At 40.8% G+C, this 24220-nt stretch carries 22 protein-coding genes; 16 read left to right on the top strand and 6 right to left on the bottom strand.

What is annotated here, in order from left to right; translation table 11 throughout:
* Positions 1–107: 107 nt before the first annotated feature.
* Positions 108–2294: a penicillin acylase family protein gene (locus LV85_RS13365; protein ID WP_111320240.1), complete on the bottom strand. Its 2187-nt coding sequence runs from the start codon at positions 2292–2294 to the stop codon at positions 108–110.
* A 77-nt stretch (positions 2295–2371) separates the two neighbouring features.
* Positions 2372–3262: an aldo/keto reductase gene (locus LV85_RS13360; protein WP_111320238.1), complete on the bottom strand. Its 891-nt coding sequence runs from the start codon at positions 3260–3262 to the stop codon at positions 2372–2374.
* Positions 3263–3614: 352 nt separating this feature from the next.
* Between LV85_RS13360 and pfkA the strand changes: the two genes are divergently transcribed.
* Both pfkA and LV85_RS13350 read left to right on the top strand, forming a co-directional pair.
* Complete coding sequence (pfkA, locus tag LV85_RS13355) at positions 3615–4589, top strand: 6-phosphofructokinase (RefSeq protein ID WP_111320234.1); 975 nt, start codon at positions 3615–3617, stop codon at positions 4587–4589.
* A gap of 1 nt (position 4590) precedes the next feature.
* Positions 4591–4926: a hypothetical protein gene (locus tag LV85_RS13350; protein ID WP_111320232.1), complete on the top strand. Its 336-nt coding sequence runs from the start codon at positions 4591–4593 to the stop codon at positions 4924–4926.
* Here the strand turns inward: LV85_RS13350 and miaA are convergent.
* On the bottom strand, positions 4914–5825 hold the full coding sequence (miaA, locus tag LV85_RS13345) for a tRNA (adenosine(37)-N6)-dimethylallyltransferase MiaA (RefSeq protein ID WP_394336123.1): 912 nt from the start codon (positions 5823–5825) through the stop codon (positions 4914–4916). The two genes, LV85_RS13350 and miaA, sit on opposite strands and share 13 nt — an antisense overlap.
* Positions 5826–5860: 35 nt before the next feature.
* On the opposite strand from miaA, the gene LV85_RS13340 reads away from it, so the two are divergent.
* The 5 genes from LV85_RS13340 to LV85_RS13320 are packed head-to-tail and all read left to right on the top strand — an operon-like array spanning position 5861 to position 9596.
* The gene (locus tag LV85_RS13340; RefSeq protein WP_111320228.1) at positions 5861–6601 is read left to right on the top strand and encodes an Hpt domain-containing response regulator; all 741 of its coding nucleotides are present in this window, start codon (positions 5861–5863) and stop codon (positions 6599–6601) included.
* A complete protein-coding gene (locus LV85_RS13335; protein WP_111320226.1) occupies positions 6598–6975 on the top strand; it encodes a response regulator in 378 nt (125 codons plus the stop codon). The genes LV85_RS13340 and LV85_RS13335 overlap by 4 nt, the downstream gene beginning before the upstream one ends.
* Before the next feature lies 1 nt (position 6976).
* Positions 6977–7255, top strand: coding sequence for a hypothetical protein (locus tag LV85_RS13330; protein WP_111320224.1), 279 nt, complete (start codon positions 6977–6979; stop codon positions 7253–7255).
* A complete protein-coding gene (locus LV85_RS13325; RefSeq protein ID WP_111320222.1) occupies positions 7252–8016 on the top strand; it encodes an MBL fold metallo-hydrolase in 765 nt (254 codons plus the stop codon). The genes LV85_RS13330 and LV85_RS13325 overlap by 4 nt, the downstream gene beginning before the upstream one ends.
* On the top strand, positions 8016–9596 hold the full coding sequence (locus LV85_RS13320) for an NFACT RNA binding domain-containing protein (RefSeq protein WP_111320220.1): 1581 nt from the start codon (positions 8016–8018) through the stop codon (positions 9594–9596). Before LV85_RS13325 ends, LV85_RS13320 begins: the two co-directional genes overlap by 1 nt.
* Positions 9597–9718: 122 nt before the next feature.
* On the opposite strand, the gene pyk is transcribed toward LV85_RS13320, so the two are convergent.
* Positions 9719–11143 carry a pyruvate kinase gene (gene pyk / locus LV85_RS13315; protein WP_111320218.1) on the bottom strand — a complete coding sequence of 475 codons (1425 nt, stop codon included), beginning with the start codon at positions 11141–11143 and terminating at the stop codon, positions 9719–9721.
* 7 nt (positions 11144–11150) lie between these two features.
* Positions 11151–11579 carry an IPExxxVDY family protein gene (locus LV85_RS13310; protein ID WP_111320216.1) on the bottom strand — a complete coding sequence of 143 codons (429 nt, stop codon included), beginning with the start codon at positions 11577–11579 and terminating at the stop codon, positions 11151–11153.
* A gap of 152 nt (positions 11580–11731) precedes the next feature.
* Here LV85_RS13310 and LV85_RS13305 point away from each other — a divergent pair, with 152 nt between their 5' ends.
* From LV85_RS13305 to LV85_RS13285, 5 genes are read left to right on the top strand one after another with little or no spacing between them, the layout of a single operon-like run.
* Positions 11732–11968: an acyl carrier protein gene (locus LV85_RS13305; protein ID WP_111320214.1), complete on the top strand. Its 237-nt coding sequence runs from the start codon at positions 11732–11734 to the stop codon at positions 11966–11968.
* A 19-nt stretch (positions 11969–11987) separates the two neighbouring features.
* Entirely contained in the window at positions 11988–13238 is a 1251-nt protein-coding gene (gene fabF / locus LV85_RS13300) for a beta-ketoacyl-ACP synthase II (protein ID WP_111320212.1), read from the top strand.
* Between the two features lie 8 nt (positions 13239–13246).
* Positions 13247–13987, top strand: a complete 741-nt coding sequence (rnc, locus tag LV85_RS13295; protein WP_111320210.1) for a ribonuclease III — start codon at positions 13247–13249, stop codon at positions 13985–13987.
* A 32-nt stretch (positions 13988–14019) separates the two neighbouring features.
* On the top strand, positions 14020–15858 hold the full coding sequence (nadE, locus tag LV85_RS13290) for an NAD(+) synthase (RefSeq protein ID WP_111320208.1): 1839 nt from the start codon (positions 14020–14022) through the stop codon (positions 15856–15858).
* 10 nt (positions 15859–15868) lie between these two features.
* Positions 15869–16972: a prolipoprotein diacylglyceryl transferase gene (locus LV85_RS13285; RefSeq protein WP_111320206.1), complete on the top strand. Its 1104-nt coding sequence runs from the start codon at positions 15869–15871 to the stop codon at positions 16970–16972.
* On the opposite strand, the gene yidD is transcribed toward LV85_RS13285, so the two are convergent.
* Positions 16969–17193, bottom strand: coding sequence for a membrane protein insertion efficiency factor YidD (yidD, locus tag LV85_RS13280; protein WP_111320204.1), 225 nt, complete (start codon positions 17191–17193; stop codon positions 16969–16971). The two genes, LV85_RS13285 and yidD, sit on opposite strands and share 4 nt — an antisense overlap.
* A 62-nt stretch (positions 17194–17255) precedes the next feature.
* Between yidD and LV85_RS13275 the strand changes: the two genes are divergently transcribed.
* From LV85_RS13275 to LV85_RS13260, 4 genes are all read left to right on the top strand, one after another.
* The gene (locus tag LV85_RS13275) at positions 17256–18716 is read left to right on the top strand and encodes a BamA/TamA family outer membrane protein (RefSeq protein WP_245942305.1); all 1461 of its coding nucleotides are present in this window, start codon (positions 17256–17258) and stop codon (positions 18714–18716) included.
* 84 nt (positions 18717–18800) lie between these two features.
* On the top strand, positions 18801–19619 hold the full coding sequence (locus LV85_RS13270) for a PorV/PorQ family protein (protein WP_111320202.1): 819 nt from the start codon (positions 18801–18803) through the stop codon (positions 19617–19619).
* On the top strand, positions 19619–21721 hold the full coding sequence (locus LV85_RS13265) for a helix-hairpin-helix domain-containing protein (RefSeq protein WP_111320200.1): 2103 nt from the start codon (positions 19619–19621) through the stop codon (positions 21719–21721). The genes LV85_RS13270 and LV85_RS13265 overlap by 1 nt, the downstream gene beginning before the upstream one ends.
* A 66-nt stretch (positions 21722–21787) precedes the next feature.
* The gene (locus tag LV85_RS13260) at positions 21788–24217 is read left to right on the top strand and encodes a zinc-dependent metalloprotease (protein ID WP_111320198.1); all 2430 of its coding nucleotides are present in this window, start codon (positions 21788–21790) and stop codon (positions 24215–24217) included.
* The last annotated feature ends 3 nt before the right edge of the window (positions 24218–24220 follow it).

Below are 24220 nucleotides of genomic sequence, written 5' to 3'. Positions count from 1 at the left end.
ATTCTATGCTCACAAAATGAGTATGAATGGGAAATGGAATTGATATGCTCACTATTTTTTGACACTTTTTACTTTTTACTTTTTACAATTTTTACTTTGTACAAAATCTACTCTCTCTTCCCCGGTACATACCGCTCTTCCATCCTAGCCTCCACATCTTCACGGTAGAAAGCAACATCCTTAAACTTTCCATCAACATATCTCTGGGCCTGATCATAGAAATGTGGGGAATTTGAGTCCGCATTCTGCCCTCCTGCGAGAACAGATTTCGCTTTCACTTTCTCACCAAATTCAACCACAGCTACAAAGCTATTTCCTCTGTAGCCATATAATCTCTTCGTTCCTGGGTAGGTTTTAGCACCAAAGGCAGCCAAAGCTCCCCAAGTTCCTGAAGCCATTCCCACAGGAGTATATTCCTTGGAATCATCGAAAGGCCCATCGATTTCACCTGTCAAACGCTGAAATCTATTGATCTCAGACCAAGGAGTATTCCATGTGCCAAAATCGGCATTCATCTCTTCCAAGGTCTGACTAAAGGTGGCTAGTAGAGCTGTCGGAGATGGATTAGGGATCTTAGTGTTTTCATCAATATTGAAAGGAATCAGATTATTGATATTTCCATGATTTCTAAAGAAATTCATTCCAAAGAAGTGCGCTAAGGACATCGCTACTGATTCCTTTGAAGTTCGGTAATCCCAAGCTCCCAAAATTTCGATAGCCTCATTGAACTGAGGATCTGCTATTCCTCTCTGCTCATGGGCTTGCAAAAGCATAGGCACTAAATACTCCATTGCCGGTAAATATGGATCATAAGCCAATTCAATCATGCTATCTATCGTCAAGCCTGAAACTTCTTTCAGCACTTTGACGGCATGAATTCCACGGAAATTCTCCTGATCTGGCGCCATGTAAAAAGGATAATCTTCCTTTTTCGGGCTAAATTCTGCAGCTGCCGTGTAAGGCGTAGAGTTACAGTTCTGAATCCAACCAGTACCCGGATTTAAGATCATAATACTTTCATCTACAGTGTGTAATCCCTGCCAATCAGACTTGGGATCTGAGCCATCTACTGGTTCGGAGAAGTCAAAACCTTCATTCCTTTTGGGAATAAAATTACCGTGGAAATAAGCAATGTTTCCATCTGCATCTGCGAATACGGTATTATTAGAGGAGTTGGTACGGATATCCATCATCTTCTTAAACTCCTCATGATTGCTCAGCTTTGTCCTGGTGAAACTTTGGATCAATGCATTCACAGGATCCCAATTGATCTTCGTTGCTACCCATTTATCACCAATCTTATGTGTGATCGGACCATGATGAGTTCTGTAAAAAGTGAATGGTTTCTCCTTCAATTCTGAGCCAGACTTATATTTCAGAGAAACTTGAAACTCCTCCACCGCACGAGTTTCGTCTCCATATTGATATTCATAATTGCCGTCTTTCTCTGATACTTCCTCTACAAACTCATCTATGAAATCTACTTTAGTAGAAGTATGCATCCAACCGGTTTTTTCATTGAATCCCTGATAGACAAAAAACTGCCCCCAAGTCACCGCTCCGTAAGCGTTTAATCCTTCTTCACTCACCACATGAACTTCTGGTCTGAAATAGAATGAAGTATGTGGATTGATCAATAAAATGGCATTGCCAGAGGCAGTCATTTTTCCATTTACTGCTATTCCATTTGATCCTTTAGGCTCATCCAACAACTCCTCACGATGAAATTCATCTTCGTACAAAGCCATTACGTCTGACTCTTTCTCTGCATAAAAAGCCTGAATCCCTCTCGTAGGAATCTGCTCTATATCTCCACCGATAGATCCTTCGCTGAAAAACATCGGCATCCAAGGCTCATATCTGGTAATTACCTGTGGTTTCACTTCTGGATGCGTAGCCAAATAATAATTTACTCCATCGGCAAATGCCATACAAAGTTCCTTCAGCCAATCTGGAGCCGAGTCATAAGCTGCCTTTGCCTCCGCCTCGGTCATGTAGAGATTTGCGCGAAGATCACTGTAGATAGCCTCTTGTCCTTCCAGCTCTGCCAAACGGCCTGTGGCCCAGATATAATTTCGTTCTACCCTTCTGAAATCATCCTCGCACTGTGCATAAAGCAATCCGAAAACTGCATCAGAATCACTTTTTCCATAAATATGAGGGACTCCAAAATTATCTCGAATAATCTCAACTCTGCTTGCCGTATCCTCCCAGCGTTCTGTTTCGCTGAGTTCTTTGGGTTCGCATGACCAGATTAAAACCGGTAATACAAATAATAGCAGTCTAAATTTCATATTTGGGTGTTTTAAAAAGCAGGTTGAACATAATTCTAGCAAAATAGGCTTTTTGTAAGGTCTAGGCAATCGAAATTTTACCGGTGCTGGCTATAGAAGTTCAGTGGTATTTTGGCGGAGATTTCTTTTATCAAATCATCAGAAATCATGTCATGCTGCTGATATGCGTAAATCATTTTTTCAACTTGCTCTACTGAACTTGCTCCTATCACCAGTGAACCTACAGCTGGCTGTATCAATCCAAACCGAATCAAAAACGCCTCAGGGAGCAAACCAGAATCTGCAATCAATTTTCGGATTCCGATAACTTCTGCAGCAGTAAAATCCAAAAATGGCTCCGCAGATTTACTGATCAAAAGTCCTTTGGCAAAGGTGCCTCTTACTAAAACTCTGGAATCAGATGCCGCGATCAAGGGGAAAGCTTCTTCCTCTGGCCTACGATCCAAAGGATTGTATTGCATCATAATGGTAGCTGGAGGACTCATCGAAAGCACTTTTCGAATCACATTTGGCCGAATGGAGGAAATCCCAAATGCCCGGATTTTTCCCTGAGTTTTCAGTATCTCAAAGGCTTCCAGCGTTTCTTCCCAAGGATCTTCTAAGGTGCCACCGTGTAGCTGATAGATATCTATGTAATCAGTCTGTAATCGCTTAAGACTATCCTCTACAGCTTTCAGAATGTAAGTTTTACTAGGATTCCAATCCCAGCCACTTCCATCTGCACGCATTTGATTACCTACTTTGGTGGCTAACACCAGATCTTTTCTCCGATCACGAATCGCCGCCCCCACCATTTCTTCATTCAGTCCATTTTGATACATATCCGCAGTATCCAAAAAATTAATTCCGCCAGCTAAGGCCATATCAATAATTCGTTGGGCTTGTTTTTGATTAGCCTTCAGAGACATGCATCCCAAGCCGATTGGGCTAATTTCAAATGATAAAGCTGGTATTTTTCTAGTTTCCATACCCCCAAAGTCAGATTTTTGGGACTGGAATTCAAGCGCTTTTCAAAATCTATCTTTATTAAGAGTTTAATAATTTCAGAAACTGAAATCGAGCATGGCTCAAAAGTCAAACTTAGGAATAATCATAATGAATGCGAGATTCCATATGATCGCTGAAAAACTATTATAAACATATGAAAGCATTCTTTCTTTAATCGCTATTTTTGGAATCTTAAACCTATGAGCAATGAAATCGAGCCTGCCTGAGGCAGACAAGCATGACTTAATTGTCAAGCTGTGGGATGCCTGGATACTTATCGAGGTAATAACCATGCGAGATTCCATTTGACAATTGAAAAACAATTATAGACCTATGAAAAAAATAGCTGTTTTTACTTCTGGAGGGGATAGCCCTGGCATGAACGCTTGCGTGAGAGCGGTCGTTCGTACTGCCATTTTCAAGGAACTGGAAGTATATGGAATATATCGCGGATATGAAGGAATGATCGATGGAGAGATCAAGCGACTTCAATCTCACTCTGTAAGTAATATCGTGCAGCGTGGTGGAACTGTTCTTAAGTCTGCCCGATCTATGGAATTCAAAACTCCTGAGGGTAGAAAGAAGGCCTATGACAATCTTACTGCTCTTGGCATAGAAGGCTTGGTGGCAATAGGTGGAGACGGGACTTTCACTGGTGCCAAAGTGTTTTTTGAAGAATATGGAATACCTACCATTGGTTGTCCAGGAACAATTGACAATGACCTTTATGGTACTGATTATACCATTGGTTTTGACACGGCAGTAAATACTGCTTTGGAAGCAATTGACAAAATCCGTGATACTGCAGCTGCTCACGATAGAATTTTCTTTATCGAGGTAATGGGTAGAGATGCTGGATTCATCGCTGTAGAATCTGGAATTGGCGGAGGTGCCGAATTTGTGATGGTTCCAGAGAGCAAAACCGACTTAGATCATGTCGTCAAGTCTTTGAAGAATCTGAGAAAATCCAAATCTTCCAGTATCATAGTTGTAGCAGAAGGTGATGATGCCGGTAATGCTCAGACCGTCATGGAAAAAGTGAAACAGAAGTTGAATGATCCTACCAAGGACTTCAAAGTAACTACGCTTGGTCATATTCAGCGAGGAGGAAACCCTACGGCTAGGGACCGAGTTTTAGCTAGCCGTTGCGGAATGTCAGCTGTGGAAGGTTTATTAGCTGGTCATCAGTTTCATATGGCTGGAGTAGTCAATCAAGAAGTGGTATTCACTCCTTTTGCAGACTGCATAGGCAAGACAAAATCGCTGATCGAAGATCATCTTAAATTAATGAAAATCTTGAGTATATAAGATGGGTTTTATACCACTATTTATCATGCTGGGAGGCGGAGCCCTCCTGTTTTTCTTTACCGTGAAAAACGTTTTACAAAGCAAACTCAATAAGCAAAAAGAGTTACTATATAAGCTTAATTCCTTAAACCCAGCACTTGGGATTTTGGTAGAAGATTCTTCTGATCCAGATCTACTAATCGCCGCACTTAAGGAAAAGAAAATTGAAAAAAGCATCGCTGAAAAAGCGCTTGAAATCATTCGTGAGATGAAAGTCAATCGTATTCAATACAATGAACTTCTAAAAAAAGCACCTTACAATTGGGTGGGGACTATCGCCAGTTTTCAGGTGATTTGACTTTTTATGTATTCTAAAATTTCCTGCTGATCTTCTGGTGCAAACCATTTGATTGATTCATCTTTTTTGAACCAAGTCATCTGTCGCTTTGCATAACGTCTGGAATTTCTCTTAAGTAAACGTACCGCTTCTTCCTTATCATAATCACCATCGAGAAAGCCGAAGATTTCAGAGTAACCCACCGTCTGTAATGCATTCAGATCTCGCTTTTCAAAGAGTGATTTTGCTTCTTCAAACAAGCCCGCTCCAATCATCTGATCCATCCTTAAATCAATCCGAGCATACAATTCCGCACGATCTCGTTCCAAACCTATTTTGATCACTTCAAAGGCTCTTTCTGTTTTTGATTTCACACGAAACGAACTGAATTTCTTACCCGTCCCTCTCCAGATTTCCAAGGCTCGCATCAATCGCTGCGGATTCTTTTGATCTACTTTTTCGAAATACTCCGGATCATTTTCGGCAATTTCCTGCTGCAAAAAAGCTAAGCCTTTTTGCTCATATTCTTGGATGATCGTCGCTCGAATCTCTGGCTTAACTTCTGGCATTTCATCGAGGCCATTTACAATTGCATCCGCAAACAAGCCAGATCCACCAGTCATGATCACCAGTTGATGTTGTTCAAATAATTCATCCAGCAAAGTCATTGCTTCTCGCTCAAACTTGCGAACATCATACGCCTCGTCAATAGACAGACTGTTGATAAAATGATGAGGCACCTGCTTTAATTCATCTGAACTGGGCTTAGCAGTACCGATATTCATCTCACGATAAAACTGTCTGCTGTCACAGGACACAATTTCAGTCTTGAAATTTTTGGCTAAATTTAGACACAAATCGGTCTTGCCGACTGCCGTGGGGCCTACCACCAGGATTAAATAGGATCGGTTTGACAAAATGAGTTATTAGTTAGCTGAAAGTCCAAAGTAAAGTAATGAAAAGCAAAAAGGTCTTGATTGTCGAGAATAATGACTTAAACCGGACGTTATTCGAAAATCTAATCGGCCAGCTATACAGTTTCGAATCCGTGAAAAATGGAGTGGAAGCGGTGGAAAAGGCATCGAAAGATAAGTTTGATTTGATCCTTATGGCTATTCAAATGCCTAATATGGACGGTATTACTGCTGCAAAAATAATATGGAGACAGTCAATATTCCAATGCCCAATCATCGCTGTTTCTACCTATTCAGCAGATGCTACTTGCAAAAGTTATTTAGAAATGGGATTTGATGGATTTATCTCCAAGCCTATCCTACCCAAAGAATTCTTAGAAGTAATCTCTTCTACACTCAACCCAAGAGAAGAACCAGAAACTACTGAAAAAGAAAGCCTTATCTTAGACCAAGATGTATTTCAGCAATTAATGAAATACAATTCCTTAGAAAACATAAAGTCTATCTACACTGATTTCTTGGAAGAATTTGATCAATTAATCAATAAAATAGATGAGGCATTTACGGAAAAAGATCAACAAATTTTGATCGAACAACTGCACACTATGAAAGGTAACTCTGGCTCCTTGGGAGTAAATGAAATTTACAACTTGTCATCTGCTGCGGATCTATTGGCAAGGTCTCAGGAATGGAATTCTTTGGAAATAGCTGTAAAAAAACTTAAAAATGAGCGTGAACTATTTGAGAAATATCTCCAAGAAGAAACTACTTTTAACCCATGAGTAACACCAAAAAAATCCTGGTCGGTGAAGACAGTTCTGTCATCATCAACCTGACCAAAAGTATCCTCTCGTTTGAAAACTATCAGATGAAGGCTGCCCGTAATGGCAAACAAGTATTAGAAATGCTGGAAAAAGAAGAATTTGACCTAATTCTAATGGATCTCAATATGCCAGTGTTGGATGGCTCTACTTGCACCAAAATGATTAGAAGTCTGGATGACCCGATCAAGTCAAAACTTCCTATCATCGCTATTTCGGGTAACATGAACAACCTGACAATGGATGAATTCAGAAGAATAGGTTTTGATGATTTTATCCAGAAACCTCTGGATTATGATAAATTACTCGCAACGGTAAAGAAATTCCTCAGCTAAAATGGCCATAAAACACACCAAGCACTTTTTGGACAAACTCGAAAATCTATTCGCCTCATCAGAATACATGTTGCGCTATGAAAAGGGTAATTTCAAATCTGGCTATTGTGTTTTGAATGATGCCAAAATCGTCATCGTTAATAAATATTTCCCCTTGGAAGGCAAAATCAACGCGCTCATAGATATTCTGATTGAGTTGAATCTTGATCCCGCAGATTTCAAGGACAAAGCAAATCATGACTTCCTCACCGAGTTGAGGCAAACCCAGTTAAAATTTTGAAAGTAACTTTTTTAGGAACAGGCACCTCTCAAGGCGTTCCCGTGATCGGCTGCACTTGTTCAGTTTGCAAGTCCTTAGATTTCCGGGACAAGCGATTTAGATCCTCGGTTCATATTCAAATCGGTAAACTCAGCTTGGTCATTGACACAGGACCAGATTTCCGCAGTCAAATCCTAAGAGCCGGTATCAGTAGCCTGGATGCGGTACTTTTTACACACGAACACAAGGATCATACTGCTGGACTGGATGATATCCGTCCGTTCAATTTCATGCAACAAAAAGACATGCCTGTTTTCGGAAAATATCAGGTCATAGAGCAGATTAAGCGTGAATTCTCTTACATTTTCACAGGAAAAAGATACCCTGGAGTTCCTATGGTGGAGACCATCGAAATCGATGAAAATCAGTTTGTAATAGAAGGAATCACCATCACACCTATTCCTGTAATGCACTACAAACTTCCAATTTTAGGTTTCCGAATCGGAGATTTCACTTATATCACGGATGCCAATTATATCTCTGAAGAATCCCTGAAACTAATCGAAGGAACGGAAGTTTTGGTATTAAATGCGCTGCAAAAGAAGCCTCATATTTCGCATTTTACCCTAGATGAAGCAGTAGCAATGGCTAAAAAGATAGGGGCAAAAGAAACGTATTTCACTCATATTTCTCACCGATTGGGTCTTCAAGACAGCATCGATCGGGAATTGCCTGAAGGAATAGCTTTGGCCTACGACGGGCTTCAGCTAACTTTGGACTAATGCATCTTAATTATCACTTCCTACAATACCTCTGTCCCGAGTTAGAAAAAGCTTTTCTCGGTAAAAAAATAACTGCCTGTTTTTCCCAGAATAAGGATGAGTTGGTCATAGAGACCGAGGATGCTGTGGAATCGCGGTTTATCCGAGCACATTTTCTTCCGCCTCAGATTTATCTTTCCTTTCCTCAGGTTTTCCAACGAGCCAAACGAAATAGTATTGACCTATTCAAAGAGCTGATTGGGGAAGAGATCGTCAGCTGTAAAGTCTTAAGTTTTGAACGAGCATTTTACTTCAGTCTCACATCTGGTAAAATCCTCTTATTCAAACTTCATGCAAAAAGAAGCAATGTTCTACTCTATGAACAAGACACTGAGACGCCTATCAAACTGTTCCGAAATAGCATTGCTGAGGACCGTGATTTGGACTGGCACTCACTGTACAAAAGCTACGATTTGAGTTGGGAAAGCTTCGAGGAACTTGAGGGAAATGCCTCCAAATTCCTTCCGACCTTAGGGGCTATTCCTAGAAACTGGCTTAAAGCACATGGCTATCCTGAAGCAGACATCCAATCCAAGTGGGAGCTTATGCAGGAATTGCTAGACATGCTGGAAACCCCGCTCTTTTCGCTAATTGAAAAGAATGGAGAAATTCATCTCAGCCTCTTGCCTGAAACAAATCCTGTCAAAACTTACTCCAACCCTCTTCAGGCCATCAATGAGCTATTTTATCTGGCTTTGGTACGGGGGAATTTTGAAAAAGATAAAAACACCTTACTCAAGAAATATCAGGAGCAACTCAAGCGTACCTATTCATACATTGAGAAGTCCACTCAAAAACTGGAAGAACTCAGAAATTCACCCCCTCCTTCACAACTTGCTGATGTGATCATGGCAAATCTTCATGAATTTCAAGCGGGAAATCTAGCAGCTGAATTGATGAATTTTTACACTGGAGAAAACATCCAAGTCCAACTCAAGCCAAACCAAAAACCACAGGATCATGCTGCTACACTTTACCGAAAAAGTAAGAACCGGAAGTTGGAATGGGATCAATTAGAAAAGACTATTGAGGCAAAAATCAATCAGACAGTTATACTAGAATCCAAAATTGAAGAACTCAATAGTATAGATGATTTCAGAGGTTTGAAATCCTTCAAGAAATCTCATGGGGAAGATAAAGCACTACAGAAAGATGCAGTGATCTTACCTTTCAAAACCTTTGAATTCGAAGGCTTCCCGATCTGGGTTGGCAAGTCCTCCCAGGCAAACGATGAGATGCTTCGTGGCTACACTAAGAAAGACGACATCTGGCTGCACGCACGAATGGTTCCTGGATCACATGTGCTCATCAAGACTTCGGGGCTTAAAAGCATCCCAGCATCGGTCTTGGAGACTGCCGCTTCACTCGCAGCCTTTTACTCCAAGAATAAAAATGAATCCTTGGCTCCGGTGATCCACACTGAGGCAAAATATGTGAGAAAAGTAAAGGGCTCCGCAGCGGGTTCAGTAATGGTAGAAAAAGAAAAAGTGATAATGGTCGCTCCCAGAGGTCCGGAGGAGATTTTTGGAAAAGGGGATTAGATTTAGTTTTCAGGGAACAGTCGCAGTGGTCAGTTTAATTGTAATAACCCTGAAGACCAATCAATCCATAAAAAAAGAGTCCCAGATTGCTCTAGGACTCTCTATATGAATTCTTTAAAGGCTTATCCTACGATATGAACCTTAAGCATATTAGTTCTGCCATTTGATTTCAGCGGCATGCTACCTGTGTTGACAATAATGTCACCAGAATTCACATGATCATCTTCCTTCAGCGTATTTTCAATATCATTGAAAGTAGCATCAGTAGACACCTGATTCTCATAGAAATATGCTCTAACGCCCCAAACTAAGCTCATTTGAGTAATCAAAGGCTTGTTTCTGGTGAACACAAAAATACTTGCAGACGGACGGTGTGAGGCAATTCTAAATCCAGTAAAACCTGAAGAAGTAATACCCACTATCGCTGTTGCCTTCACATTTCTAGAAAGTCTAGAAGCCATCAAGATCAAGTTGTTGCTCAAGAATGTATCGTCATCCTCAGGGATTTTGTAGAGGTTATGATAGATATCCGCATTTTCTTCCAAATAGCTAATGATACTACTCATTGCTTTCACCGCATTGACAGGGTATTTACCTGAAGCTGTTTCAGCAGAAAGCATTACAGCATCAGCTCCATCAAGCACAGCATTTGCCACGTCATTGGTCTCCGCACGAGTAGGGCGAGGATTTACGATCATACTCTCCATCATCTGAGTAGCGATGATCACTGGCTTACAAGCGAGCTTACATTTCTCAACAATTCTTTTTTGCCAAAGCGGAACAATTTCCATTGGAACTTCCACTCCCAAGTCACCACGAGCTACCATGATAGCATCTGTAGCTTCGATGATCGCATCAATATTGTCAAGCGCTTCAGGCTTTTCTATTTTGGCAACGATCTTACAAACCTTGCCTTTTGCCTCGATTCTTTCTCTAAGGTCAATGATATCTTCAGCCGAACGTACGAAAGATAATGCGATCCAATCTACTTCCTGCTCCAAGCCAAAAGCTAAATCTTCAATATCTTTCTCCGTCAGAGAAGGCGCAGATACTTTGGTATTAGGAAGGTTGATTCCTTTTCTGGATTTCAAAATACCACCGTGAATAACGGTACAATTGACATTTTTGCCATCCGTATCATTCACCCTTACTTCTAGATTACCATCGTCAATCAAGATACGATCACCTGTTTGCACATCGTTTGGAAGGTTCTGATATACAGTACTTACCAAATGACTTTTTCCAACTACAGGATCGTTAGTAATTGTAATTACTTCACCAGGCTTGATCTCTACTCCATTATTTTCTACTTCACCCACACGGATTTTAGGGCCTTGAAGATCCTGGAGAATCCCAAGATTCAGTCCTTCATCCTTATTTATTTGTCTGATGATTTTTGCTACTTCAGCATGGATCTCATGAGTACCATGGGAAAAATTCAATCTAAAAACATTAGCGCCTGCTGCTGCCAAGCTCTTGATTGTTTCGTAATTATTAGATGCTGGGCCTATGGTGGCGAGAATCTTAGTTTTATTAAAATGGCTCATTAGGGTGTTAATAAGTTAATAGGTTTTCTTTTGATTTAAGTTTGCTTACATCCAGCTTCATCACATTCTGAACGTAGCGATTTTTTGCCAGCTGGTTGGCAAAGGTATTAATACTTATTTGAAAGGTCTCGTCTTGTACCAAAAGGAAATAATCCATGGATTTCAATTCTGGAATCAAATACGAGACTTGATTTGTTGAATTTAAGGCCTTATTTCTTAAAAGTTGAACAAATCCGTGAGGTAAAGAAAGGAAATATTGTGCGATTTTTAGGCTTGGAAGGGTCATAAATTCCAGCAAAAGATCATCAGATTTGACTAGGTTCAGCTCTAGGTCTCGGTTGATAAGCCAAGCCATTTTATAGTCCTTAACGGGCGATACAAGCCCCAAAAGCTCGAAATCATAGGTATGTTCAATTAGTAGTTTGGCCTTCTTCATGCAGTCAAAAAATGAATCAAAACAAAGTTAGAAAATATAATCCAACTTCAACGAACAGATATTTGTATTAAAATTTACTTGGTTCATTTCTTTGTCAATTAGGCATTAAATATATTTCTTTGCGAAGTGTTATTAACTAAACTGATTACAAAATGTCAAATATTGCAGAAAAAGTAACAGCCATCATTGTTGACAAACTTGGCGTAGAAGAGTCTGAAGTAACTTTGGAGGCGAGCTTCACCAATGATCTTGGTGCTGATTCTCTTGATACGGTGGAATTGATTATGGAATTCGAAAAGGAATTCAACATCTCTATTCCTGATGATCAGGCTGAACAAATCGGAACTGTTGGTCAAGCAGTTACCTACTTGGAAGCTAACGTAAAATAATAATTCCTAAATTCATTCTATGAATTTAAAAAGAGTTGTTGTAACAGGTATTGGTGCCCTCACACCAATAGGCAATACCGCAGAAGAATTCTGGAACGGTCTGTCTAATGGTGTGAGCGGTGCTGCGCCGATCACCAAATTCGATGCTTCCCTTTTCAAAACTCAATTTGCTTGCGAGGTCAAAAACCTGGACGTAGAGCAGTACATTGATAGAAAAGAAGCTCGAAAAATGGATCCTTTCACTCAGTATGCCATGATTTCTGTAGAGGAAGCCATGACAGATTCTGGGCTGGATCTTGAAAAAATCGATAAATCACGAGCTGGAGTAATCTGGGGATCGGGAATTGGGGGTTTGAAAACCTTCCAAGATGAAGTGACTGCTTTCTCTTCTGGAGATGGTACGCCACGATTCAATCCTTTCTTTATCCCTAAGATGATCGCTGATATCAGCGCCGGCTTTCTATCTATTAAATATGGTTTTCGCGGTCCAAACTTTGTAACAGTTTCTGCCTGCGCCTCAGGCACCAACGCCCTTATTGATGCATTTACGTACATCAGAATGGGCAAAGCTGATATTTTTATCAGTGGTGGTTCTGAAGCGGCGGTTACCGAAGCGGGTGTTGGTGGATTCAATGCCATGAAAGCTCTTTCTCAACGAAACGAATCTCCTGAAACTGCCTCTCGTCCTTTTGACAAGGATCGTGATGGCTTTGTATTGGGAGAAGGCGCTGGAGCTTTAATCCTAGAAGAGTACGAGCACGCAAAAGCACGAGGCGCCAAAATCTATGCAGAATTAGTAGGTGGTGGAATGACTGCTGATGCACATCATATCACAGCTCCTCATCCGGAAGGTTTGGGGGCTAGCAGTGTGATGAAAATTGCATTGGAAGACGCGAATCTTAAGCCAGAAGACATTGATTATATCAACGTCCACGGCACATCTACGCCACTCGGTGATGTAGGTGAGACCAAAGCAATTCAACAAGTCTTTGGAGAGCATGCATACAAGCTTAACATTAGTAGTACTAAGTCTATGACTGGGCACTTACTAGGGGCAGCTGGGGCTATTGAAGCCATTGCCTGTATCTTTGCCATGAACAAAGGCATCGTGCCTCCTACGATCAATCACTTCACAGATGATGAGGTATTTGATCCAAGACTAAATTTAACTTTCAACAAAGCGCAGAAGAGAGAAATAAATTATGCGTTGAGTAATACGTTTGGATTTGGTGGACACAATTGTTCAGTAATTTTCAAAAAACATAATTAATCTGAATTTTGAAATTGATTCAAAGGCTCGGATTTAACAATCTCTTCTTTAGTGAAAAAGACAAAAGGCTTGCTGCCTCCATCAAATTGATGACGGGGAGCAGGCCTTTTAATTTATCACTCTACAAACTCGCACTCACTCCTTCCAGCCTTGGAGAAGAAACTTCCCAAGGCTTTCGTCTTTCAAACGAACGACTGGAATTCCTTGGAGATGCAATTTTAGGAGCTGTCATTGCTGAATTCCTGTTCCAAAAATATCCTTTCCGTGACGAAGGTTTTCTCACTGAAACTAGATCTAAACTGGTAAACCGAGAAACCCTCAACGATACTGGTATTAAGATCGGACTGCGAAAAGCTTTAGAAATGGAGATCGGAGAGCGTAGTTTCACAGGAAATAAGTCTCTCTATGGAGATATGCTGGAAGCTTTTCTTGGTGCTGTTTACCTTGACAAAGGCTACCATTACACCAAGAAATTTATTACCCAGCGCATCCTACTACATTTCGACGTAGAGAACATGATCGCCACCACGACCAATTACAAAAGTAAAATCATCGAGTGGTCTCAAAAGGAAAATAAACAAGTCGAATACATCGTCCTAAGCGTAAGCGGAAATCAAAGATTCAAGGAATTCAAGGTCGCTTTGCAAGTAGAAGGAGATGAAGTAGCGCAGGGAAAAGGGAGTACCAAAAAGAAAGCTGAGCAAGAAGCTTCCAAAAATGCTTGCGAAACACTACAAATTGCCACTTAGCTGAGTAATTTTAGGATCAATCTTATCCATCCATGTCTTCAATCAAAATCGCGGGAGCAACCGTCAATCAAACACCGCTAGACTGGTCAGGCAATCTGAACAGAATCATTCTGGCTATTGAAGAAGCAAAAAGACAAGAGGTAGAAATACTCTGCCTTCCAGAATTGGCGATCACTGGATACGGTTCAGAAGATCTATTTTTAAGCTATTGGTATCCCAAGAAAGCCCTTGCCCAACTAGAGCTACTCCTACCCCATTGCCATGAAATCACAGTGGCAGTTGGCTTACCTATCCGAATTCAAGACAAAGTTTACAATTGTGTCGCTGTCATTGAAAACAGCGAAGTCACAGGATTTGTAGCTAAACAATTTATGGCTATAGATGGAGTTCATTATGAATTCCGCTGGTTTACGCCTTGGATTGCTAATGAAATCGTTGATATAGAATTTCAGGGAAAGCAAGTGCCTCTTGGCGACTTAACTTTTCAGCATAAAGAAATTCATTTCGGATTTGAGATCTGTGAAGATGCCTGGAGAGGCAAACTCAGACCTGGATACAGATTATGTGATCGTCAGGTTGATTTGATTTTCAACCCTAGCGCTAGTCACTTTGCAATGGGCAAGACAGCCCTTCGTAAAGAATTGGTGAAGGAAAGTTCAGCCAGCTTTGACTGCTTTTACTGTTATGCCAATTTGCTAGGAAACGAAACAGGTAGAATGATTTTCGATGGGGAAATCTTATTAGCGAAATCAGGACAATTGCTTTCTAGAAACAGGCTGCTTTCCTATGAAGACTTCCAGGTAAAGAGTTTTTACTTAGAACCTAAAACTCAAGATATCGCCCCAATCAACTCAAAAAATGAGGAATTCGTCCAAGCATCAGCCTTGGCACTTTTCGATTACATGAGAAAAAGTCGAAGCACAGGTTTTGTGCTTTCACTTTCCGGTGGGGCCGATTCATCTTCGATAGCAATCTTGGTAGCGGAGATGGTGAAGCGGGGAATTAGTGAATTAGGTTTAGATGGATTCTGCAAAAAAACTGGGATCAAAACCATTCCTACTTCTGAAAATCCAGAACAGGAACTGATGAAGCAAATCCTGACTACTGCTTATCAAGGAACCAAAAACTCTTCTGAAGACACCTTTGCCTCTGCCGAATCTCTAGCTAATAGTATTGGCGCTACATTTTATCACTGGGAAATCGATGAGGAAGTAAAGTCTTACACTACCAAGATAGAAAAAGCAATCGGTAGGAAATTAACTTGGGAGCAAGACGATATCACCTTGCAAAATATCCAAGCCCGAAGCCGCTCGCCTATCATCTGGATGCTGGCAAATATCAACAATGCTTTGCTCCTTTCTACTTCCAATCGAAGTGAAGGAGATGTCGGCTATGCTACTATGGATGGAGACACATCGGGCAGTATTTCACCGATAGCCGCGGTAGACAAATTCTTTATCCTGAATTGGCTTAGGTGGGCGGAGAAAAACCTAGATCGTCCTGGTCTCGCAAAGGTAAACTCGCTGCAGCCTACTGCCGAACTTCGGCCTCTGGAAAGAACCCAGACCGACGAAAAAGATTTGATGCCTTACGCGATAATTGTAGAAATAGAAAAACTTGCTATTCGTGACCGTCGTTCACCTATGGATATTTATCTTCTACTTTCTGAAGAAATCGATTTGAACTCGACTGTTTTAAAAGGCTATATCAAAAAATTCTTCCAACTTTGGTCCCGCAATCAATGGAAAAGAGAACGACTTGCTCCTTCTTTTCACTTGGATGAATTCAATGTGGACCCGAAAACTTGGTACAGATTCCCGATTCTTTCAGGTGGTTATGCCGAAGAACTCGCACAATTAGATCAACTATAATATTGAAACTATGCTTGAATTAATAATGAACTATATCGTTTGGGATCCAAACCCCTCTGTAATTCACGGTTGGGAAAGACCACCTTGGTATAGCATTCTTTTTGCAGCTGGTTTCGTGATTTCTCAGCAATTCATGGTTCACTTCTTCAAGAAGGAAGGTCAAAACCCCGAATTGGTTGACAAGCTTACCATCTATATGGTCGTTGCGACGATCGTAGGCGCAAGACTTGGTCATGTGCTTTTCTATGAGCCCGCCAAATACCTAAGCAATCCAATTGAGATCTTGAAAGTATGGGAAGGTGGATTGGCTAGTCACGGAGCTGCTATCGCGATTTTATTTGCCCTATGGCTTTATGCTAAAAGGACTCGAGGACAGAGTTACCTCTGGGTAGTAGATCGTATCGTGATCGTAACGGCTTTGACTGGTGCGCTGATCCGTTTTGGAAATCTAATGAACTCAGAAATAGGAGGAAAAGACACTGGTTCTGACTATGGAATAGTGTACGCTTGGGACAGTGAGAAATTGCTTTCTACACTCAATGTGCCCATAGAATCCATTGATCCATATAAGCCTGATGATCGCCAAAGTGAATTAGTTGGAAATGGTATTGTTCCGGTAAATATTGACTTAGCCATCAATAAAGGCTCCTATTCTCTGGATGATTTGGAAAATACACTCAGACGAGATATCAAGTATGCCTTGACTCAGTTCAGTTCTAGTCAAGATTACTTGGCCGAACCCGTAGAAAGTCCTCTGGATATGCAAATAACTGACAAAGGAGATCATTACTTAGTAACCGTAAAGACCTTTGGCAGAACTAAGCACCCAACTCAGATTTATGAGTCAATCTCCTATTTTGTGATTTTCTTAATTCTTTTCACCTTGTGGAATAAATACAAAGAAAGATTACCGGAGGGCATTCTCCTTGGAATATTCCTAATTTCAGTGTTTGGAATGCGCTTCGTTTGGGAGTTCTTCAAAGAAAGCCAGGTTGACTTCGAAGATGGAATGGCCTTCAATATGGGGCAATTACTCAGTGTCCCGCTGGTAATCGCTGGAGTTGTATTAGTAATTCGTGCTTTGAAAAATGGCGTGAAGCCAATTAAAAATTAAGGAACTGGATCATGCCCACTGCCTCCCCAAGGGTGGCATTGGGCAATTCGTTTAAGCCCCATCCATCCCCCTTTGAAAATCCCGTGTTTCAAGATAGCCTCTTTCATATACTGACTACAGGTCGGTGTGAACCTACAGCTTGATGGAAACAAGGGAGAAATAGTATACTGATATACCAAGACTGGAAATATAGCTATCTTTCGAAGTATGGATTTTACCATGATTAGTCCTAAAATTGTGGTGACTCCGTAAGTAACCAATAATAAACTTTCAGAATTCCCTCTTGCTGATCAAGAAACCAAATATTCTTTATTTCTCTCTATTATTCTTTGCTCTTTATCTAGAGTCGGGAAATTCTATTTCCTATGCCCAAAATGATAATTCTTTAGCACCAGCTATCAGCAATGCCCCTGATAGTGTGGTAATCAACAACATTTTTATTGTTGGAAATGTGAAGACTAAAAAGAGCGTAATATTAAGAGAGCTGGATTTCATCACTAACTACAATTACGATTGGAACACATTTTTAGAGATACTTATCGCAGATCAAAAAAAGATCTATAACCTAAGGCTATTCACTTCTGTAGAAATCACTCCGCTGATCACTGGCGATAATGAAGCGGAAATACTCATCACGGTAAAAGAACGCTGGTATATTGTGCCGCAGATTATTTTTCAGCTAGCAGATAGAAATTTCGCAGAGTGGTGGACAAATCAAAATCGTGATTTTTCAAGAGTAAATTATGGTTTGCGATTGAGTCATAGCAATGTGGGGGGACGTAATGAAAAAATGAAATTTGCTGGACAGTTGGGTTTTACAAAGGCATTAGATCTGCAGTATAGTAAACCTTACATTGACAAAAACCAGAAACACGGATTAGCGGCACAGATTACCTATAAGGAAAACAAGACAATCCCAATAAAATCTGAGTACAACAAGCAGGTCTTCTACACAAATGAATATGAAGAGATCATTAAAAAAAGTTTCAGCGCTGCTCTTAAATACACTTTCAGAAGAAGTTATTACAATTATCACTTCCTCACGGTAGGGTACAGTGGCACTTGGGTCAGTGATGATGTATTAATCGAAAACCCAGATTATTTGGAGACTGACAGCAACAAACTGAGGTACCTCTATACTACGTACACCTTTAGACATGATCGCCGAGACAATGTATCCTATCCGACTGGCGGAGAATTACTTCAGGTGTCCATTACGAAATATGGGATCGTTTATACCAAGGATCTTAATGAAGTTGAAGTAAACCTTACAGCAAATAAATATTTCCATATCTCCGATAAATTCCACTTCAATACTGGCCTCACGGCTAATTGGTTTTTAAGTACCAATCAACCTTACACCTTAGTAAGAGGCATCGGATATAGTCCAAATTTTGTTCGAGGGTATGAGTTGTATGTAGTGGAAGGTCAACAGCTGTATGTGCATAAAAATAGCTTTAGGTGGAAATTCGTCGATTGGAAAATAGATATTTCTAATCTGATCAAACTGGAGCAATTCAATACCGTACCAATCCGACTTTATTTGAGTGCTAACTTCGATCATGGCTACGTCAAGGATAGAAACAACATTCCTGAAAATGCCCGCTTGAGCAATAAATACCTTATGGGTTATGGTTTGGGTGTAGATCTGGTTGGCTTTTATGATTCTGTATTTCGTTTCGAGTATTCGTTGAATAATAGCAGTGAAGGCAAGTTTTTCTTCAACTTTTCGGCACCTTTCTAAAGTCGCCATTTAGAATTATCATTAGTTTATTGGGCTGATTATCAAGTTTTAATTAAATTAGTTAAGACTTTTTATCAATCCATCATGAAGCAATTGACTTTTTTGTGCTTCGTGCTTTGCTTGTATTTTTCTGCCAAAGCACAAACAGACCCACTCACTCAAGTGCATGGTGCTAGGAGTCAGGGAATGGGAAATCTGCGAGTGCATGGCATGGATACCTGGAGCTATTTCAATAATCCAGGTGGGCTCGCAAAGCTAGAATCTTCAGCCATTTCCGTAGGATACGACTCTCGCTTTGGTCTAAAGGATCTAAGTACATTAGATTTAGCAGGAGCATGGAAACTGAAAGCCGGAACCCTGGGATTTGGGGTTTCACGCTATGGAGGTAAATTATTTAATCAACAATCGCTCGGAGTAGCCTTTGCAAACCAGCTAGGGATAGTCAGTATCGGAGGAAAACTGGAATGGTTTCAAACTCAGATTGAAGGCTTCGGAACCGGAAACAGCATAATTTTTAGTCTGGGCGGCATAGCCGAACTCAGTCCTCAATTCTCTATCGGAGCGAGTATATCCAATCTCAATCGTGCCAAAATATCCATGGATTCAGAAACCAGACTCCCCACTGGAGTAAGTCTCGGAATCTTCTATATGCCTATTTCTCAACTTCAATTTCATGTAGAAGTAGAAAAAGATATTCAGATCAAGCCTATAGTGAAAGCGGGTCTTGAATATGGAATCAAAGACTGGGTGTTCCTTCGTGCTGGAATCAACAGCAATCCGAGTAGGTTGTTTTTTGGGATAGGCATAAAATCAGGCCGATTTAGCCTGGATTACGCTTATGGACAAAATCAAGCTATAGGAAGTACAAATCATGTGAGTTTAGGCTTTTCATTCTTGGACTAATGAAGTTTCTGATCCTCATATCGTTGATTTTACTTTATCTGAATAGTTACGTCCAGGCACAACAAGCACCTCAGAAAGAAATAGATTTAGAGGCATTTATGGAGCGGCTTTTCCCAGTTCAGGATGAAGATTTGGATTACGAATCTATCTACGAAGTTCTGCTTCAGCTCTATCTGAACCCTATGGATGTCAACAAGGCTAATGCCGAAATACTTGCAGCGAGCTATCTACTCGATCCAAGTCAAATTAGCAGTTTGATTGCGTATAGAAATAAGTTTGGTCCCTTGATTTCACTCTATGAATTACAAGCTGTACCCGAGTTTGATCTGAAAACTATCGAGCAAATCCTTCCCTTTCTAACCTTAGGATCAGGTTCTGCAAAACAAACCCAATCCTTTTGGAAACGAGTAGTGGCTGAAGAGCAAGCCTATTTTTTGCTTAGACATCGTCGCACATGGGAAACACGAAAAGGGTTTACACCAGCAGACACCAGTTCAACCGGAAAGATTTCAAGTAGATATTTAGGAGACCCGAATGAATTTTACCTCAGATTTAGGATTCAGCATGCTCGGGATTTTAGTCTGGGATTTACGCTAGACAAAGATCCTGGTGAGCAATTCACTTGGGATGGAAAAACGGCCAGGTATGGGTTCAACTTTTTCTCTTTTCACTTCACCAAATATTATGTTGGAAAATGGAAAACCATTGCTTTGGGAGATTTTCAGGCTCAATTTGGACAGGGTTTGGTTTTCGGTGCGGGTTATTCATTGGGCAAAGGAGCTGAAACAGTGCCAACGGTTCGTAGATCTAGTGTGGGAATCCTGCCCTATACGGCTGCTTTAGAATTTGGCTTTTTCCGGGGAGCTGGCCTTTCCTATCAGAGCGGAAACTGGCAAAGTAGCCTGATCGCATCTTATGCCCCGAGAGATGGTCGAGCTTCTATCAGTTTAGACACGCTGAGCACAGAGGACTTAACGATCAACTCATTCAATCAAAGTGGGCTTCATCGTACCGAAAGTGAACTCAGTACCAAAAATCAATTTCGAGAATTAAGCCTCGGTGGCAATCTTCAATTTTCTTCAGCTTCTGGCAAACTTCAGGCTGGCACTAACTATTTGTTCACCAGATTTAACCATCCTTGGATCAAACAAGCAACTCTTTACAATCAATTTGATTTCACAGGAAAGAGCAATGCTGTAGGTAGCATCTATATGAGTTACAATTGGAAAAACTTCTTTCTTTTTGGAGAGTCTGCTATTTCACAATCAGGAGGAAAAGGTAATATTCTGGGTTTTGTATCGAGTCTAAGCAAACAGGTAGATTTCTCAGTTTTATGGAGAAAATACGATGTCAATTTCCACAGCTTCTATGCAAATGCCTTCTCAGAAAGTACTAAGCCTGCAAATGAACAGGGCATTTACCTTGGCATTCAAATCAAGCCTATTCCCAAATGGAAAATCAATGCATATTATGATTTCTTCAAATTCCCTTGGTTCCGCTACAGGGTTTATGCTCCGTCCAAAGGCTATGAATGGCTAACAAGAATCAGCTTTCAGCCCAATCGAAACCTTACGGCATTCTTTCAAATCAGAGAAGAACAAAAAGACCGAAACCTATCCGACTCTGGCCAACCTGCTCTACCCTATCAAATCAAACCCTTGAATAAAGTAAATGGACTGCTCAGTCTAGAGTATCAGGTTAACAAGGATTTTTTCTTTCGATCTCGAATTCTGTTTAGCAGAGTCAACTACAATGATCAGAAATCATCAGGATTTATGATTCTGCAGGATGTTAGATATAGTTTCAACGAGTTCAGGTTAACTGGTAGAATTGCGCTTTTTGATACAGACGACTACGACACGCGTATCTATGCTTTCGAAAACAATGTACTCTGGACCTTCTCAATCCCAGCTTTTTCTGGACAAGGCATGCGCTACTACCTCCTCGCTCAATACCAAATCAACTCTCAAATCACATGCTATTTTCGGCTTTCTAGAACATCATATACCGATCGAGAAAGCATCAGTTCTGGTTTACAGGAGATTGATGGTGCTAGACAAACCGAAACAACCTTGTTACTTCGATACATGCTCCATCGTTAAATTTCCATCAATGGTATAAGCCAGAGCCTGTTTTTTTGATAATTTGTACTCAAACCACAAAACCTTATGAAAAGAACACTACAATTAACTATTTTCTTTCTGCTTTCTCTAAATCTCGGCTTTGCTCAAAACCTAGATTTGAGTAAAATGACTAAGCAAGAAGGATTTGTTCCTTTTTATCTCGATGAGGAAAAAGGCAAAATATACCTCGAAGTAGATAAGCTGGAATGGGAATTCCTCTATGTCAGCTCCCTTACTGCTGGGATTGGTTCCAATGACATTGGCTTGGATCGAGGCCAATTGGGTGGCACGAGAATAGTAGAATTCAGAAAATCAGGAAACAAGCTTTTCTTGGTACAGAAAAACTATGATTTCAGAGCCTATTCAGATAATCCTGCTGAAGTGCAATCTATCAAGGATGCCTTTGCGGAATCAATACTGTGGGGATTTGAAATCGCTCAAAAAGACGGAAATAAACTAGTCGTCGATGCTACCAATTTCTATCTTCAGGATGTTCATGGAGTAGCACAGACATTGACCAGGAGCCGTCAAGGGACTTTCCGTACAGACGCCAGCCGGTCTGGACTCTATTATCCTATGACTAAGAATTTCCCGCAAAACACCGAAGTGGAAGCCACGATCACTTTAACAGGTCAGGCGACAGGCGGAAATTTGCGCTCTGTCACTCCTAGCTCTGAGGCAGTGACTGTACGTCAGCGACACTCGTTTATTGAGCTTCCAGACGATAAGTATGAACCACGTGAATTTGATCCTAGAGCAGGTTTTGGAAGTATTTCTTATATGGACTTCACCACTCCAATCTCCGAACCTATCCTAAAAAGATTCATAGCTCGTCACCGATTGGTCAAGAAAGATCCAAGTGCGGCAATGTCAGAAGCAGTGGAGCCTATCGTATACTACCTTGATCGTGGTACGCCAGAACCTGTAGCTTCAGCTTTGATCGAAGGGGGGAATTGGTGGAATCAAGCTTTCGAAGCAGCAGGATTTATTGATGCTTTCCGAGTAGAACTCGCTCCAGAAGGCATGGACTTGATGGATGTGCGTTACAATGTGATCCAATGGGTGCACCGATCTACGCGAGGCTGGTCTTATGGGGCTAGTGTACGGGATCCACGAACTGGCGAGATTTTGAAAGGTCATGTGTCTTTAGGTTCATTACGAGTGAGACAAGATTATTTGATTGCGCAAGGTCTATTGCAGCCATTCGAAGAGGGGGCTCCAGCCAATCCAAAAATGCTAGAAATGGCTGTGGCGAGACTCAAGCAACTTTCTGCCCATGAGATCGGACATACCATTGGGCTAGCACATAGCTATGCTACTTCCGCAAACAATCGCTCATCTGTGATGGATTATCCATATCCGCTAATTACAGAGACTTCAAGTGGAGAGCTTGACCTTAGTAATGCCTATGATGACAAAATTGGAGATTGGGACAAGTGGGCTATCAAATACGGCTACGCTGTCACGCCAAAAGGAGAAAGTGAAGCAGCTTTTCTTGAAAAGACCTTAGAGGAAACCTTTGAGGCTGGACATGAATTTATTACTGATTCTGATTCAAGAAGTCCAAGTGGCGCTCATCCTAGAGCTCACCTTTGGGACAATGGTGCTTCATCCTCTGCGGAACTGATGAGAATGCTTGAGCTTAGAGGGAATCGTATGAAAACTTTTGGATTAAATGCTATTCCTACTGGACAGCCGGAAGCTTTATTGGAAGAAGTATTTGTACCGCTTTACTTGATGCATAGATATCAAATAGAAGCAACTACAAAGGTTTTGGGAGGTTTAGATTATAATTACAAAATCAAAGGTGACAACCAGCCAAATCACAAGTGGGTAAGTGCAAAGGATCAGAACGATGCCTTGAATTCTTTGCTTTATGCTATTTCACCGGAACAACTAGCAGTACCTAGCCATATACTAAGCTTGATTCCTCCACGCCCTTTTGGTTATGGCAAAAACAGAGAGACATTCGTATCGCGTACAGGACTGATGTTTGACCCTTTTGCTCCAGCAGAAAGTATTGTGGATCTAACATTTAATTTCATTTTCAATGAAGATCGTGCAGATCGAATTTACATTCAAAACTTACAGGACAATTCATTACCAAGCCTAGACGCTATGCTAACTACGATCGAAAAGCAGGTCTTTTCTTCCAATGTCCCTGATGGATTAAATTCAGAAATCAAATTGATGACTGAAGCCAAAATGGTCGATCATATGATAGCCTTGGCCAAAAGTACTGGAACATCTAACTCAGTAAGAGCGATAGTGCGGGGTCATTTGGATGGCTTGAAAAGTTCAGGCCTAAGTAACAGAAGTTCAAAAGCTGAGGTGAAAATGCATTCGAAATACTTATCAGACAAAATCGAAGCATTCTTAGACTTGCCAGTAGAATTAACAGTTCAAGAAGAGATCAAATCGCCAGATGGTTCGCCAATAGGAATGTCTGAAATGAGTTGCGATTTCGATTTCTAAGAA

The organism is Algoriphagus chordae (assembly GCF_003254055.1).
Classification (GTDB): Bacteria; Bacteroidota; Bacteroidia; order Cytophagales; family Cyclobacteriaceae; genus Algoriphagus; species Algoriphagus chordae.
Note: the sequence above shows the minus strand (reverse complement) of the source record. Positions and strands in the feature narration are given on the sequence as shown.